A 14,445-nucleotide genomic window follows, 5' to 3' on the forward strand; every position below is an offset into this window, starting at 1 on the left:
ATTATCAGTATACAATTTAAAAAAAGCAAATGTTTATATTAATAAATAATAAATTAGTATATAGTTATGATAATTCGTGAGACTTATTTAAAAAAAATTCGTAAATTCATTGATGAAGAAGAGATAAAAGTTATCACAGGCCTTAGAAGATCAGGTAAAACCTATTTTTTAAAGCAAATAATAAATGAACTTAAAGAAAATGGAATTAATGATAGCAATATAATATATCTCCCGTTAGAATCTGCAAATTACGATAAAATTAAAACACATGAAGACCTGAATAATTTTATTTTTAACGAAACACAAAACATTGAAGGTAAAATTTATTTATTCTTTGATGAAATCCAACTTATTAAAGACTGGCAAAAAAGCATTAATGCATATAGAATTGATTTAGATGCTGACATTTATATAACTGGCTCAAATTCAGAAATTTTATCAGGAGAGCTCGCAACACTACTTTCAGGAAGATACATTAAAATAGTGATGTTTCCTTTTTCTTTTAATGAAATTTTAGAATATCATAAAATGAAAAATGTGCAAATAACTTCAAATGATGAAATAAAAATATTTAATGAATATATGAAATATGGCGGTCTTCCAAGAACTCTAAATTTCAATGAAGAGGAAAAAATTGATTATTTAACTGATATTTTCTCAACAATTGTATTGAAAGACATTATATCAAGAAACAACATTCGTGATGTTGTATTTTTAGAAAGACTGATTAAATTTATAATAGTAAATACCGGTGAAATTTTTTCTGTTAACTCCATTCGAAATTTTTTAAAACATGAAGGGATATCTGTTTCAACAAATACAATTAGCAATTATCTAAAACAAATTGAAGACGCATATATTATAATTAAATCAAAAAGAGAAGAAATCAAAACTAAAAAAATATTAACAACAAATGAGAAGTACTATTGTATCGATCCAGGATTTTATGAAATCCAAACAGGATTTAATAAATCAAGAGGGAAAATTTTAGAAAATATTGTTTTTTTAGAACTTCTTAGACGAAATTACAAAATTACCATTGGAAATATTGATGGACTTGAAGTGGATTTTGTATGTCAAAAACCTAACAAAACAATATATGTCCAAGTATCCGAAAGTATATTGGATGAAGCTACCCGAAATCGAGAGTTTAGAAGTTTGGAAAAAATTAATGATAACTACCTTAAATATGTCGTAACACTTGATAATTGGGATTATTCAAAAAATGGAATACACCATATGAATATAATTGACTTTTTAAAAGATACAAACATCTGAAAAATGTAACTTATTCAACAATTTTCCATGAAAAAAATACTTTAGAACAACCTAGTTTGAGAATCAATATAGCTAGGTTCATCTACTTCCATTACAACATCACCGTCTTTAACCTCACCAATCAGCAATGGCGAATCAGGATTATGCAACTTCTGGTTCTTTTTAACCAGCTTCATGTTACTGTTGGCATAACAATATAGAAATTATCTACTACTTTTAGTGAAATTTGTTCTACAACATACGAACAGATAAGGGCGAAAAGTAGCGGAATTATCTACTACTTTAGCAATAGATATTAAACAAATATTACTTATCAAATGCTCTAACAAAAATTGGATATAATAATCATTAACATATATAAAACCAATTATAAAAATTTTTAAATTAAACCAAGGAGGAAGTGTATGCCCGAATTCAAACTTATTGAAAAGTTACTATACAAAAGCGAACAGAACGATATAGAAGCTGAGTTTATAATTGGAAACGAAACATTATGGTCAAGTCAAAAAGTCATAGCAGAAATATTTGGAACAACATCAGCCAATATTTCAATGCATTTCTCAAATATAATCCAAGAAGGAGAGCTAGATGAAAAAGAAGTAAGCATATCTTCTAAAGACCTTTTTAAAGACAATCCCAATTTTATTAAGAAATCCTTAAAAAAATCAAATAATCGAGGTAGGCCCCAAAAATGGTATAATCTTGACGCAATCATATCAATAGGATACAGAATAAACAGTAAAGAAGCAACACAGTTCCGCCGTTGGGCCAATAAAATATTAAAGGAATATATGATAAAAGGATTTGTCATCGATAAAGAACTTCTGAAAAAAGGTGGAAGATTTACAGAAGACTATTTCGATGAATTATTAGAAACCATACGAGAAATAAGGGCTTCAGAGAGAAGATTCAATCAAAAAATCACAGACATTTATGCAACAAGCTTTGATTATAACAAAGATGCAGACATAACAAAAGAATTCTTTGCCACAGTACAAAACAAACTGATATTTGCAATAAGCAACCATACTGCAGCAGAACTCATAGAAACACGAAGCGATATTGAAAATCCTCATATGGGCTTGACAACCTGGAAAAAAGCACCAAATGGAAAAATACTACAAAGTGACGTGGTCATATCCAAAAATTATTTGAATCAAAATGAATTATCAAGATTAAATAGTTTAGTAGAAGGTTTTTTGAATTTAGCCGAATCACGCGCAGAGGATAGAATCCCAATGGGTATGAAAGATTGGAAAGAACTGCTGGATGACTACCTTAAACTTCGAAGGCTGCCAATTCTTGTTGGCAAAGGTAAGATATCTGCTGAAGAAGCACGAGAACATGTGCTTGAAAAATATGAAAAATTCAGAGTAGTGCAAGATGAAAACTTCATTTCTGACTTTGATCAAATGATTTTAGATATTAAACGTCTAGAAGGAAAATAATATAATTTAGTTTAAAATAATTTTTGTTGTAAATCAATATAACTGAGTTCATTGACTTCTTTTACAACAACACCAATCATCAATGGCAAATCGGATTATGAAACCTCAAAGAATTATTCAAAAAAAGCATCAATTCAAATTGCAAGAATAATTGAGCTTACATCAGACATCAAGATGATTGAAATTCAATTATTTATCGTTTTTATAGTCAATGATTGCAAATATCCTTTTGATGCTTGAAAATGAAGTTTCAATAGTGGCCATCGAGGAACTTAGCTTTTTAATAGGATCTGTTAATAATTGCCCATACATAATAACTGCCAATAGAGTCCCTATCTGAATCTCATTACCTGCTAAAAAGTAAATCCCCGCAATATAAACAGTTATCTTACTTATATTTGTTAAAAGGGTTGTAACAGGCACCATAAAATTAGTAACGTTTTTGGATTTGACATAATAGTCAATTACAGTTTGATTCATTTTTTTAAACCCTTTTTCATGGAATGAATCACGATTTGACAGGCCTCTTTCAAAATAGCTCATCAATCTCCCCAACTGCATTTGATGACCATCGTAATAGTTTTTAGATTTGACATCACATACATAAAAGCAAACGGCATAAACCGGCAATATCACAAGGTATATTAAGCTCAACCTGAAGTCTGTCATCACAATCAACACTATTACAAAGACTATAAATAGAATCTGCGCATAAATTTCAGTAAATTTAGATGAAACAAACTCCCTGATGTTCATCACATCGTTGTTTAGTCTGGATAGAACAAGACCCTTTGAATTTTCCTGAATGAAATCGGAACCAACAGCATCAAGCTTATCAAATAATTTCACTCTTAAATCATATGCTACTTTTTCACCTGTGGCCCCCATGATTCTCTTTGGAGGTAATTTAAACAGATATCCTACTGAATACAATACCAGCAACAGGGCAAGACTAATGTAGATAGCAGGGTCATTAGTTGAATTCCAATTGGAAGCCAATAAATCAACTGTTTTTCCGGCAACTTTTGGGGCATAAACCATGCACAATGTGGATATCGTAAGTAAAATCATTGATATTCTTACTTTGGCCTTATCCTCTTTTAACAATGCAGTGAATTTTTCAGAGATACCCTTTCTTTCATCCCATATGCCCTTAGCCTCTTGAGCAATATCCTCCTCAACAATCTCTATTTCCTTCAGATTATCATTTGTATTGGATTTTATGATTTTATCTTCAATATTCAAGACTTCCTCCAAACGCACAGAAGTGGCATATGCACGTGGCCATCTGTCAATTAATGCAGGAATATTAGCTAGAGTAGTGATGAAGTAGGCAACATATACCAGAATAATGAATGAATCAATTACACTATCAGTTTCAAATCCAATGGTGTATCCTGAATTAACCATTGCCAATGTAACCAGGACAATAACATATAAACCCCACATTAATATTGGTCCGAGGTAACATTGACTTTTAATATAGATGACATTTTTATCATAGGAGTTCTCACATGCCTTTTCAAATTCGACTTCATACTCCTGTTTGTTAAATGGAATCCTGCCAGCTATATCATTGATTTTGGATAAGAATAATAAATTTAGTTTACCATATGTCTTTTTAGCTCTGAAAAATATTTCCACAATCTGTTTCATTCTAAAAATTATGATTGCAGAAAGAACACCAATAAATCCTAAGAAAAATAATGCATAAGTTCCATCAATCAATGCTATTTCATATACAATTGCTACGAATGTAACTGGAATAAGCATTAACTGTTCGAGTATCATCACTATAAATCCCTGTTCGGAGGACATACCTCTGGTTGACCTTGTAACTAGCCCTGAAATTTTAAATTTATCAATTTCCTCACGAGGCAAGTTCATCAGAATATGGAATATTTTCTCACGGACAGTATATGCTGATTTTGAAGCCACTCTTGTTGTGAGAAAAGAGATGACATAAACGGCAATCATTGAAATGACGGTATACATTAACATATATAATCCTGATTTGAAAAGCAAATCAACGTTCTGTTCTTTGACTCCAGTCAAAGCCGCACCGAACAAATCAATTATTTCCATTTGAACGAATGTCTGAATGATTATTAATGCGAAAATAAACACTATTGTTTTCCATTGGAATTTTAATGCAACACTCAAAAACTTTTTCATGATAATAATTTAGTTTTAAAATTATAAATATTACATTATATGCAAAACATATCTTTTAATATATTCCACATACCACCAATTAAGTAATTATACTATTCATATTTAAGTAATTATACTAATTTTATTTAAGCAATTACTAATTTATTTTAAGAAATATATCAAAAAAAATAAATAAAAAATTTAATCATATTTTTATAGATATTATTAATTATAAACTATTTAAAATTATTTATTTTAATAATAAACGATTAAAATAAAATAAAACAATATTTAAGAATGATAACAATATTATAATTTCAAAACAATAATTTTATTGGCGAAATCAAATCAATGTTTGTTGGCTGTCAATATAGCTGGGTCATTTACCTCTTTTACAACTCCCTCTCTTTAATCTCAGCAAGTATCAACGGAGAATTAGGATTGTGTCACTTCTGGTTCCTTTTGACCAGTTCCATATTGGCGTGGGCATAATAATAACCAAATTCTCCGATACGTATAGTGAAATTTGTTCGTGAACAGTGAAAACAATATTGCTTGGCAAATTCTTTCTCAATGACACATTATAACCCGTATAAATGTGGCCAATTATTGTAATTACATTAATTTTTGAAATTGATTTATTAAGGACAAAGTTGTATAACCTTTTTTTGTGAGCAGGTATTCGCCACGGTCTTGTTTTTGTGAGATTAAACCTGCATCCTGTAGTTTTTCAAGGTGGAACAGTAGGTTTCCTCCCCTTAATTTAGTTAAATGTGAAAGTTGAGTATATGATTTGTTTTCTACATATAACGATTCTATTATGATAACCCTTTGCTTGCTCGATAACGGTTCAAATACATCGGAAATTAACATATCCACATCCAACTTTTCAATCGGTTCATTTTCATTAAGTTCATATGACACATTAATGGAATTGATCATCTTCAACTCTTCAAAGAAGTATTCCTTAAAGTTATTGTAGCATGGACTACATTCTACGCCACATACAGAATAAAATTTTTCATCCAGCTGTTCATTAAGTTTGTTGAGGTCTGTTTCTTGAGTATTTAAAAAAAGTTCTTTGAACTCTTGGACTATAAATTGTTTGCACTCTTCATTTTTGCAATTTGGGAGATAAAATTCACTACACTTCTCCCCCAGATTGTCTGCAAAATTTTTCTTGATTGAATTAGAGTAGGTGTCCCTAATGCTTTCAATGGCAGTTTGAAGGTTTTGATTGTAATTATTTTCTTTTATTGTAATCAATTCATTTTCTATTCTGTCCAGTCTTTTGATTATTTCATCACTTTCACTCATGTAATAGTCTTTGTAGGAGTGAATTTAAAAATGTTTCTATAGTGTTGTTAAAGGTTACCATTATGCACCTGCTACATTTATATAACGATTAACTATATTAATACGACCTCATATATCATAATATATAATAACTTTAAAGTTATTTCAACAAAGGAGAGTATTAATTATGGCAAAATATATCGTTATAAATGGAAGTACAAGAAAAGGAAACTCATATGCAATTGCAAATTTCATCAAAGAAAAAATTGATGGAGACGTTGAAATATTCAATATAAAAGATAAAGAAATCGGATTTTGTCAAGCTGATAATGCTTGTAAGGCAAAAGACGAATGCATAGTTCAAGATGATGCATATGATTTAATCAATGATCTGGAAGAATGTGACGGTGCATTTATTATCACCCCTATTTTCTTTGGAAGGCTTCCTGGAATGGTCGATGCTTTAATTGACAGATTCTATTCCAAATTCAATCCTGCAAAAGAGATGAAAGCACCAGACGAATCAAAAAAAATAGGTATAGTATTCAGCTATGGTGGAGGAGAAGCAGATTACACACCTGTAGCTGAACATGTCGCATTTGAATTTGGAGTATTAAGATTTGGTGCTCACAAAAATGTTATGTGTAGTGAAAACAATGATCCTAAAGGATTTGAAAGTAAAGACGACCAACAAAGCCAAATTAATGAGTTAATTAGTTGGGTTTGTGAGTAGTAATACAATTCAAGGAAGGTTTTAAAATGAAAATTGCAATAAGATATTATTCAAAAACTGGAAATACTGAAAAACTTGCAGAAGCAATAGGTGAAGCTATCGGTGTTGCTCCAAAAACAATAGATGAACCTTTAAACGAAGATGTTGACATATTGTTCTTGGGAAATAGTGTATATAATGCTGGAGCAGATTCAAAAGTCAAGGAATTCCTCAAAAATATTGATGTGAATGTTGGAAGTATTGTTAATGTCTCATCCGCAGCTCTTATCGAATCAACCTATAAGCAAATAAAAAAAGAAGCTGAAAAATGTGGATTAAACATGGATGATAGAGAATTCCATTGCAGAGGACAATTTAAATTCGTTCATAGAGGTCATCCAAACGAAGAAGATATAAACGAAGCCGTAAACTTTGCTAAAAGTATTGTCAGATAGTTTTCTCTTCTTCTTTTTTCTTTAAACACAATCTTGTACATTAAACTTCCTCGCCTTCCATAATGTGGGCCAGTTCAATAGTATTGAATGCAGGTAAAGCAGAGATTGTCTCTATTGAAAATGTAATTTTCTCTTAATATAAACATACCCCAATATTGCAAAACTAAAAATCAAAGCAACCTAGTTTGTGAATCAATATAGCTGGGTTCATTAACCTCTTTTACAACATCACCATCTTTAACTTCCCCAATCAGCAAGGGCGAATCTGGATTATGCAACTTTTGGTTCCTTTTGACCAGCTTCATGTTGGAGTTGGCATAACACACTTTAAATTATCTACTACTTTTAGTGAAATTTGTTCGATACAATACGAACAAAAGATGATTAAAAAGTAGGGGAATTATCTACTACTTTTTAGTTAAATTTGTTCCATAGTTTACGAAGAAATATTACTTGTCAAATGCTCTCACTATAATCCTATAATATTAAAAAAATAGAAAGTGATATTATGGACAACGAGTTAATTGAAGAAATACATATTATGAAAAACCACAGCGAGGGAACGGAGCGAATCTACAAACACGCTGTGAAAAAGTATACTGAATTTTGTGGAATGAGTTTAAAAGAACTCCTAGACGAAGCAGAAGCAGAAGAGGATGCAGGTATAAAATGGAAACGCAGAAAATTAAAAAGAAGACTGTTGACCTTTAGACAATATCTTCTTGACAATTTTTCATTGAATACTGTAAAAGCAATGTTCACACCTATACTTGTAATCTACAGGTATTATGAAATTGAACTTTTCGAATTGCCCCAAATAAATAAAAAAGCTGCAAACACATCTGCACCCATACAATTTGAAGACCTGCCTGATAAGGAAATCATCAGAAAAGCCGTGGATGTGGCTACACCAACAATTAAACCTATCATATTATTTATGGCATCCAGCGGTTGTGCCAGAATGGAAACACTAAACCTGACAATCGGAGATTATATTGAAGCAGTAAGTGAATACACAAACGAAACCAATATCTTTGATATAATTGCGGATTTGGGTAACTGTGAAGGTGTAGTTCCAACATTTCACATCAAAAGACAAAAAACAGGAAAACATTTTACCACATTCTGCAGTCCTGAAGCAACTCTTGCAATAAACAATTACCTGCTGTGGAGAATAGACTCTTTACTTGATCGCCGTCGACTTTTTAAGGTAGACCCCAATTATTTTACACATGGCTTTTCACTCGTAAATGAAAGATTAAACTTAGGTAAAGTAGGTAACTACAACCGTTTCCGCAGCCACATGCTAAGAAAGTTTCATGCAAGCGCATTGTACAATGACGGCATGCCAATGGAAAAAGTTAATGAACTGCAGGGAAAGGCTAAAAACCAAACAGATACCGCTTACTTTATGGCCAATCCTGATGACCTGAAAGAAGAATATATCAAGCATTTACCTGCACTTACCATGAGCAAGGAGATTGAAAAGATTACCGTCAAATCTCCTGAGTTTATTAAGATGGAAAAGGAAAATGCAGAGTATAAAAAACGAATGGACGGCATTGACGAAGAAATCAGACAGCTTAAAAGAGATGTCTTTGCGAATATCAAATAATATTGTTGATTTGGAAAGTGAAATTTATACATTTCACTATCTTTTACTTTTTTTGCTAAACGCCAATTTGAAAAAATACGGTGTTTTATTTTTTTGGCTATACAAACCAATATACAATTAGACTCAATTCTAAACATTATTTATGAAAATATAAATCGTAATGTTTATATATTCATTTTTACAGAAGTATATTTGCCATTACCGGATGAAATCAATTTTGCGAAGTGAAATCAATTTTTCACTCTCGCACAACTTTTTCTGGTAATGCTTAAATAATCAGTATATGGAGGTAAAATATCAAAAAAGCAGTGAAAAAAAATAGATCATAAAAAAAGGATTATGCAAAAATAATTTTTCGTGGACAACGAGTTATATTATTTTTAAATAATCCTTATGGGCCAGTAAAGAAAAATAAAAATAATTAGCAAGTCCGCAAAAACTTCGTTAAAAATTAATACTTTTCAAAACTTAACCCAATATCTAGTTTATTTTAATGAATATATAAACATTTGTAAATTTAAAAAAGCAGTGTTTATCTTGTACTAAATATTCGGTAAGGAATGGAATATTGATTTTACCAACAAACTATTTTTATTTTCAAAGACTTCTGGTCCATATTGAGTTTTAGACTGTTGATCGCCACACCCACATAAGGGAAAAATACAGGAGATAAAACACAATGTGTGAAGCAATTAAACCCCGATCAGATGAAATAATAATCTTCAATAATTTCAGGGCACTTGAAGAATGCATTGCTGAAATTCAGGAATCAGAAAATATCCGCAATGAAAGGGAATTCTTCGAGTCATACAGAATCAAGATAATGAAACTTGATTAAACACAGGACGGATGAAAAAATTTAAAACACAAACAGGAGTCTTAAATCATGATAGAAATGAAGGACATAGACGGTGAACCTCACGTAATAGTTCCAAAAAACATATGGGACAGAATGTGGGATTTATTCAATAAAATTGAATCAGGTGAATAGCATGAACGGCTATTCACCATTCGAAAGACATTGCATTGGAGCGGACAATACACAAACATTTCCAAATCAATTCCAGGACAATTACCACGGCATCCTCACTCACAAAGGCGAGATCAAAGTAGCCAAATGTGATGTTGAACAGGAAATTCTCTATATTGATGATGAAGGTATCGTGCTGGTTGACGGCGGTAAAAAAGCCTATCAGACACTAATTCACTCCAAGCTGCTGGGACTTATCCATTATGCAAGTGAAGGAGATATCGGTTTAATCAAATTCATAAGAGGAGAAGCTTTTATTGTCGGATTCAGGAAAAACCAAAAGGGAGGGTAAATATGGAAAATGCCATTCTTGAAATGCAGCAAAACCTTAGTGAAGGTTTATTCATCGCATTTGTGCCTGCAGATGATAATGGGTATTATTCACTTACAAAATCTGATGACATCCATTTTCTTGACAGCAAAACACTTTTGATTAAAAGAAAAAACGGAAGGAATTCAATAATTAATCTGAATTTGATTGTTGAAATTGATATAAGACGAGGGTTGTTGTAAATGTCCAAACCAGCCAGATTATATCCGAAAGAAGAACCTATAAACCCTAATCCAAAAATGATTTGGATTGGAAGCATCATATTTGCCATAGCTATCGGATGGTTTGGAATCACTACCGCAAGCTTCGGAGTATTATAAGAGGTGAAAAAATGGTTAAAGCAGAACTTATAGAAAATCCGGAAGTTCCTAAAGAAACCGGATTAATAACACAGGACAATGTCCCTGACGTTGATATAGCTATTGAACAATGGGACGCTTATCAAAAACTATGTAAAGGATTATTGAACGAAACAGACTATCAGGAAATCATAGTAAAAGAGAAAGACAGCGAAGGCAACTACGTTAAAGTAAAAAGACACTTCAAGAAAAAATCAGCATGGCAGAAACTATCCCGTGCATTCAATGTGGATACCAAAATAGTGGACCGTGACATTGAAAGGACAAAAATGGGAAGAGTTAAAGAGGCCTATTACTGCGTTCGTGCAACACTTCCAAACGGCAGAAGCGTGGAATCAGATGCATTATGCTCAAGGTCAGAAAAAGGTAAAGACAAAGTTTCAGACCACACCATAATGTCAACTGCAAAGACACGTGCAACAAACCGTGCAATAGCTGAACTTATAGGGGCCGGAGAAGTGTCCGCTGAAGAAATGACTGCAGAAAAAATGATTGCACCAAGCCAATCCAAATTTCTAAAAGAGGATAAAAGCTAAATCCTCTTTTAATATTATTATTGAGATGATAAAATGAGTTTTAATGACAAACAAACCATATTTACAAGTACACAGTTAGATTACGAAGAGATAGTTGAAATCCCTGAAGGATATGAAAAAGCAGAACTTAAAGACTTTGAAGACGGCAAACTCCTAAGAGGCAGACCTGAAATGTCTTCTGTAACCTCATACACCTTCGACGATGACGGTGAAGAAAAAACCGTAAACAGATTCAAACTTTACATCTTCCAGGATGAAGATCAACTATACATTGAAATCAACGTAAACCTTAAAAACGACGGTGACATTCACAAAAACATCCGCAAAGGAAGCGTATTGTTTGATTTCATCACTTCCATATTGGAATTGGAAAATACAGGTTCAGTCGGCAAATCCAACGTCATCAGAAACGTCAACCTCAAGGAATACCGTGACTTTGTAAACAACTTAGGTGAAATGACAATACAGGTCAAAGAGAAAAGCGGAAGCTATACCTACTACAGTTTCATTGTACGTGACGTTCAGGTAAAATAGAGAGGTTATCTCAAAATGGCTAGCGGTAAAGCACTGTTAAAAACATACATTAAAAAAACACATAAAGCCGAGATTGATAAACTCAAATCTCAAAATAAACAGTGTAAAGTCGGTATTGATTATGAAAACCTGAACCATTTCCTGATTGAAAAGACAGGAAAGGATTTCTGGAAACATCAGATGTATCAGTACATTGATCAGATGGATGAAATTTTCAATACTGGCAACGTTACCCTAAAATTCATGAATGTGCCTGAAAGAGATAATCTCCATGACCTTGATGCCACAAACAACAACAAATGGATAAGCACCAAAGCAATGATTAAAAACATGACAGACGTTAGAGTTGACCTGAAACAGGCAAGCTATATCTGCAGAGAATGCGGAGCACAGAACATGATAAACATAGCTGACCCCAACCAATCTGAAACAGTACCTTCCTATTGCAGAAATCCGGATTGTGCCGGAACAAGCAAATCAATGTTTCTTGACAAGGACACCAGCATCTACAGAAACTATCGCTTATTGAAACTTGAAGAACCGTTGGAGCTGAGATCCGGCGGAACCACAAGGGAATTTAAAGCCATTGTGCTGGATTACCTTGCCTCTCCGTTCACCAATATGAAAGTTGGCGATGTCGTCAACGTAACGGGGATTTTCAAGATTGAGCCGAGAAAAGTCAAGGGCAGAAGGGACGGATACGAGTTTATCATACATGTCCACAACATCACCCCCGTGGATGACGTTTTTGAGGATTCAAGAATATCCGAAGAGGATGTAGCTGAAATAATCAATCTATCCAAAAGAGAGGATATCTTTGATTTGTTATGCAACAGCCTGGCTCCTGAAGTCTACGGCTATGATATCATAAAGAAAGGTCTGATACTTCAGCTGTTTGAAGGAAACAGGCCATTAAACGACAGCTTCAAATCCGGCATGATGGACAGATGGACAATACATGTTATGCTGATTGGAGATCCTGGAATAGGCAAATCCCAACTGATTCAATCAGTGCATAAAAGATCGCCTAAAAACATTACAATCTCCGGAACAAACACATCACAGGCAGGACTGACAGTATCCACAGTCAAGGATGAACTGACCGGAACATGGACAATGGAAGCAGGGGCGACCGTGCTTGCAGACACAGGAGTATTGTGCATAGATGAATATGACAAGCTATCCGCTTCAGCCCAGAAGAGCTTGAACGAACCTATGGAACAGTCAACTGTTTCATCAGCAAAAGCAGGACTCGTTCAGGTCATGTCTGCCAGAACATCAATACTTGCAGGTGCAAATCCAAAGTACAGCAAGTTCGATCCATACAAATTATATCGGGAGCAGCTGGACATACCCGAATCCAATCTCTCCCGTTTTGATTTGATATTTGTCCTAACCGATGATGTGGATGAGGAAAAGGATACTTTGCTTGCAGATGCATTGCTTAACAAGGACTACATTGTCGATGAATCTGAAATCATGGACATTGACCTGTTTAAAAAATACATCACATGGATTAAGGCAAACTGCTTTCCGGTCTTAAGCAAGGATGCAAAGATATTGCTTAGGGAGTTTTATGTTGATACAAGAAAAACAGCCATGGAAACGAGTGACGGTAAACCAATCACCCCACGTGATTTGAAAGCATTGGAGAGACTGACAATAGCCAGAGCAAAATGTGAATACAGACAGGAAGCAACAATAACGGACGCTATTGAAGCTATTGACATTTACAAGGAAGCATTAAGCGGTTTGGGATTGACATTAGCTACTGCCGGTGAACTGCATGGAATTCGTTCTGAAAATGAACTGGGCGCAATATCTGAAATGGAGAATATGATTAGAAATAAAATAGCTATTGAAGGCAATCCATTATCTTCCGAATCATTGAGGCATTTGGAAATGGAATGTGGAGTATTATGTCATGAGAAGGGCATTAACCATGAAGGTATTTTTGACATTGCATATTCCAATGTTAAAAAAACTCTTTAGGGAACTTTTTGAAATTACGACCGTACGACCGTCATGACCGTACGACCGTAATATTTCAATACCCCTGACACCTTTTTGAGAAAGGAGTATTATCAAATGAGGATTAAAGTATGAGCAAAAAAGATTTGAAGATTACGATTGATGAGAAAGTTTTAGAAAAAGGTAAAAATGCAATACCCAATCTATCTGCATTCTTTGAAGAATGTTTAAAACATTACCTCGGTTATGCAGATGGAACAATTGCAATAGGAAACATCAATGAAATCACAGATAAGATTGGTAAATTGCAGGTAAAACTGTATTTAATCAATCGAAATTATGATGCCGAAGAAAGTATGAGGAGAGTTGAAAATGAAGAAATGAATAAAGCATGGAGATTTTTGTGGAATGATTTCAGACCGAGACTAATTCCGGATGAAACACTACTCAAAAAAGCCGTTGAACAATTAGGGAAAAATGAAGAGGAACTGGAAGACATACTTGACTGGGTGCACATAACTGATATCAAAGTGGATACCAATTCCTGGCAAGATGTTTTAGAGAAATATGAGAAATACGGAATAGACGAATTCTAAATTAAAGTGAGTTATGTGGAATACCACTTATCCACATTAACTCTTCTAGTTTGACTTTGAAATATATGCTTTGAATATTAATATTCAATGTTTCATCCTCAAACTATATTATACTATATAAATTAGTAGA

General features: G+C 33.2%; 17 protein-coding genes. 13 read left to right on the plus strand and 4 right to left on the minus strand.

The window, feature by feature from the left end; translation table 11 throughout:
* Positions 1-66: 66 nt before the first annotated feature.
* Positions 67-1,278 (plus strand): ATP-binding protein, encoded by a 1,212-nt coding sequence (locus UIB65_RS00405; RefSeq protein WP_330039196.1) that lies wholly within the window; start codon positions 67-69, stop codon positions 1,276-1,278.
* Positions 1,279-1,319: 41 nt separating this feature from the next.
* Here the strand turns inward: UIB65_RS00405 and UIB65_RS00410 are convergent, their stop codons facing one another.
* Positions 1,320-1,454 (minus strand): hypothetical protein, encoded by a 135-nt coding sequence (locus UIB65_RS00410; protein ID WP_330039197.1) that lies wholly within the window; start codon positions 1,452-1,454, stop codon positions 1,320-1,322.
* Positions 1,455-1,682: 228 nt separating this feature from the next.
* Here UIB65_RS00410 and rhuM point away from each other — a divergent pair, with 228 nt between their 5' ends.
* Positions 1,683-2,726, plus strand: coding sequence for a RhuM family protein (rhuM, locus tag UIB65_RS00415; protein ID WP_012955174.1), 1,044 nt, complete (start codon positions 1,683-1,685; stop codon positions 2,724-2,726).
* A 189-nt stretch (positions 2,727-2,915) separates the two neighbouring features.
* Here rhuM and UIB65_RS00420 read toward each other — a convergent pair whose 3' ends face one another.
* Together UIB65_RS00420 and UIB65_RS00425 are read right to left on the minus strand one after the other, a co-directional pair.
* Positions 2,916-4,901, minus strand: coding sequence for an ABC transporter transmembrane domain-containing protein (locus tag UIB65_RS00420; RefSeq protein ID WP_083777622.1), 1,986 nt, complete (start codon positions 4,899-4,901; stop codon positions 2,916-2,918).
* Between the two features lie 594 nt (positions 4,902-5,495).
* A complete protein-coding gene (locus UIB65_RS00425; protein ID WP_012955172.1) occupies positions 5,496-6,197 on the minus strand; it encodes a winged helix-turn-helix domain-containing protein in 702 nt (233 codons plus the stop codon).
* Between the two features lie 166 nt (positions 6,198-6,363).
* Between UIB65_RS00425 and UIB65_RS00430 the strand changes: the two genes are divergently transcribed.
* Together UIB65_RS00430 and UIB65_RS00435 are read left to right on the plus strand one after the other, a co-directional pair.
* Positions 6,364-6,909 (plus strand): flavodoxin family protein, encoded by a 546-nt coding sequence (locus tag UIB65_RS00430; RefSeq protein ID WP_012955171.1) that lies wholly within the window; start codon positions 6,364-6,366, stop codon positions 6,907-6,909.
* A gap of 26 nt (positions 6,910-6,935) precedes the next feature.
* Complete coding sequence (locus UIB65_RS00435) at positions 6,936-7,343, plus strand: flavodoxin family protein (RefSeq protein WP_012955170.1); 408 nt, start codon at positions 6,936-6,938, stop codon at positions 7,341-7,343.
* A gap of 170 nt (positions 7,344-7,513) precedes the next feature.
* Here the strand turns inward: UIB65_RS00435 and UIB65_RS00440 are convergent, their stop codons facing one another.
* Positions 7,514-7,648, minus strand: a complete 135-nt coding sequence (locus tag UIB65_RS00440) for a hypothetical protein (protein ID WP_292852881.1) — start codon at positions 7,646-7,648, stop codon at positions 7,514-7,516.
* A gap of 203 nt (positions 7,649-7,851) precedes the next feature.
* Here UIB65_RS00440 and UIB65_RS00445 point away from each other — a divergent pair, with 203 nt between their 5' ends.
* The 9 genes from UIB65_RS00445 (at position 7,852) to UIB65_RS00485 (ending at position 14,315) form a co-directional block, all read left to right on the plus strand.
* Positions 7,852-8,958, plus strand: a complete 1,107-nt coding sequence (locus UIB65_RS00445; protein ID WP_330039198.1) for a site-specific integrase — start codon at positions 7,852-7,854, stop codon at positions 8,956-8,958.
* A 679-nt stretch (positions 8,959-9,637) separates the two neighbouring features.
* Entirely contained in the window at positions 9,638-9,796 is a 159-nt protein-coding gene (locus UIB65_RS00450) for a hypothetical protein (RefSeq protein ID WP_296846726.1), read from the plus strand.
* A 154-nt stretch (positions 9,797-9,950) separates the two neighbouring features.
* Positions 9,951-10,280 (plus strand): hypothetical protein, encoded by a 330-nt coding sequence (locus UIB65_RS00455; protein WP_330039199.1) that lies wholly within the window; start codon positions 9,951-9,953, stop codon positions 10,278-10,280.
* Positions 10,281-10,282: 2 nt separating this feature from the next.
* A complete protein-coding gene (locus UIB65_RS00460; RefSeq protein ID WP_296846729.1) occupies positions 10,283-10,501 on the plus strand; it encodes a hypothetical protein in 219 nt (72 codons plus the stop codon).
* Positions 10,502-10,639 carry a hypothetical protein gene (locus UIB65_RS00465; RefSeq protein ID WP_296846731.1) on the plus strand — a complete coding sequence of 46 codons (138 nt, stop codon included), beginning with the start codon at positions 10,502-10,504 and terminating at the stop codon, positions 10,637-10,639. It begins immediately after the preceding gene.
* Between the two features lie 11 nt (positions 10,640-10,650).
* A complete protein-coding gene (locus tag UIB65_RS00470; RefSeq protein ID WP_296846733.1) occupies positions 10,651-11,214 on the plus strand; it encodes a hypothetical protein in 564 nt (187 codons plus the stop codon).
* Between the two features lie 33 nt (positions 11,215-11,247).
* Complete coding sequence (locus tag UIB65_RS00475; protein WP_296846735.1) at positions 11,248-11,748, plus strand: hypothetical protein; 501 nt, start codon at positions 11,248-11,250, stop codon at positions 11,746-11,748.
* 15 nt (positions 11,749-11,763) lie between these two features.
* A complete protein-coding gene (locus UIB65_RS00480) occupies positions 11,764-13,740 on the plus strand; it encodes a minichromosome maintenance protein MCM (protein WP_330039200.1) in 1,977 nt (658 codons plus the stop codon).
* Positions 13,741-13,850: 110 nt separating this feature from the next.
* Positions 13,851-14,315: a hypothetical protein gene (locus tag UIB65_RS00485; RefSeq protein WP_330039201.1), complete on the plus strand. Its 465-nt coding sequence runs from the start codon at positions 13,851-13,853 to the stop codon at positions 14,313-14,315.
* Positions 14,316-14,445 lie beyond the last annotated feature (130 nt).

This window comes from Methanobrevibacter sp., from assembly GCF_036307625.1.
Classification (GTDB): Archaea; Methanobacteriota; Methanobacteria; order Methanobacteriales; family Methanobacteriaceae; genus Methanocatella.

What these genes read in the sequence shown, in the direction of transcription:
- UIB65_RS00485 (WP_330039201.1), top strand. Translation starts at nt 13,851, where the DNA reads ATGAGCAAAAAAGATTTGAAGATTACGATTGATGAGAAAGTTTTAGAA.
- UIB65_RS00430 (WP_012955171.1), top strand. Translation starts at nt 6,364, where the DNA reads ATGGCAAAATATATCGTTATAAATGGAAGTACAAGAAAAGGAAACTCA.
- UIB65_RS00450 (WP_296846726.1), top strand. Translation starts at nt 9,638, where the DNA reads ATGTGTGAAGCAATTAAACCCCGATCAGATGAAATAATAATCTTCAAT.
- UIB65_RS00480 (WP_330039200.1), top strand. Translation starts at nt 11,764, where the DNA reads ATGGCTAGCGGTAAAGCACTGTTAAAAACATACATTAAAAAAACACAT.
- UIB65_RS00405 (WP_330039196.1), top strand. Translation starts at nt 67, where the DNA reads ATGATAATTCGTGAGACTTATTTAAAAAAAATTCGTAAATTCATTGAT.
- UIB65_RS00440 (WP_292852881.1), bottom strand. Translation starts at nt 7,648, where the DNA reads ATGAAGCTGGTCAAAAGGAACCAAAAGTTGCATAATCCAGATTCGCCC.
- UIB65_RS00475 (WP_296846735.1), top strand. Translation starts at nt 11,248, where the DNA reads ATGAGTTTTAATGACAAACAAACCATATTTACAAGTACACAGTTAGAT.
- rhuM (WP_012955174.1), top strand. Translation starts at nt 1,683, where the DNA reads ATGCCCGAATTCAAACTTATTGAAAAGTTACTATACAAAAGCGAACAG.
- UIB65_RS00425 (WP_012955172.1), bottom strand. Translation starts at nt 6,197, where the DNA reads ATGAGTGAAAGTGATGAAATAATCAAAAGACTGGACAGAATAGAAAAT.
- UIB65_RS00445 (WP_330039198.1), top strand. Translation starts at nt 7,852, where the DNA reads ATGGACAACGAGTTAATTGAAGAAATACATATTATGAAAAACCACAGC.
- UIB65_RS00410 (WP_330039197.1), bottom strand. Translation starts at nt 1,454, where the DNA reads ATGAAGCTGGTTAAAAAGAACCAGAAGTTGCATAATCCTGATTCGCCA.
- UIB65_RS00435 (WP_012955170.1), top strand. Translation starts at nt 6,936, where the DNA reads ATGAAAATTGCAATAAGATATTATTCAAAAACTGGAAATACTGAAAAA.
- UIB65_RS00465 (WP_296846731.1), top strand. Translation starts at nt 10,502, where the DNA reads ATGTCCAAACCAGCCAGATTATATCCGAAAGAAGAACCTATAAACCCT.
- UIB65_RS00420 (WP_083777622.1), bottom strand. Translation starts at nt 4,901, where the DNA reads ATGAAAAAGTTTTTGAGTGTTGCATTAAAATTCCAATGGAAAACAATA.
- UIB65_RS00470 (WP_296846733.1), top strand. Translation starts at nt 10,651, where the DNA reads ATGGTTAAAGCAGAACTTATAGAAAATCCGGAAGTTCCTAAAGAAACC.
- UIB65_RS00455 (WP_330039199.1), top strand. Translation starts at nt 9,951, where the DNA reads ATGAACGGCTATTCACCATTCGAAAGACATTGCATTGGAGCGGACAAT.
- UIB65_RS00460 (WP_296846729.1), top strand. Translation starts at nt 10,283, where the DNA reads ATGGAAAATGCCATTCTTGAAATGCAGCAAAACCTTAGTGAAGGTTTA.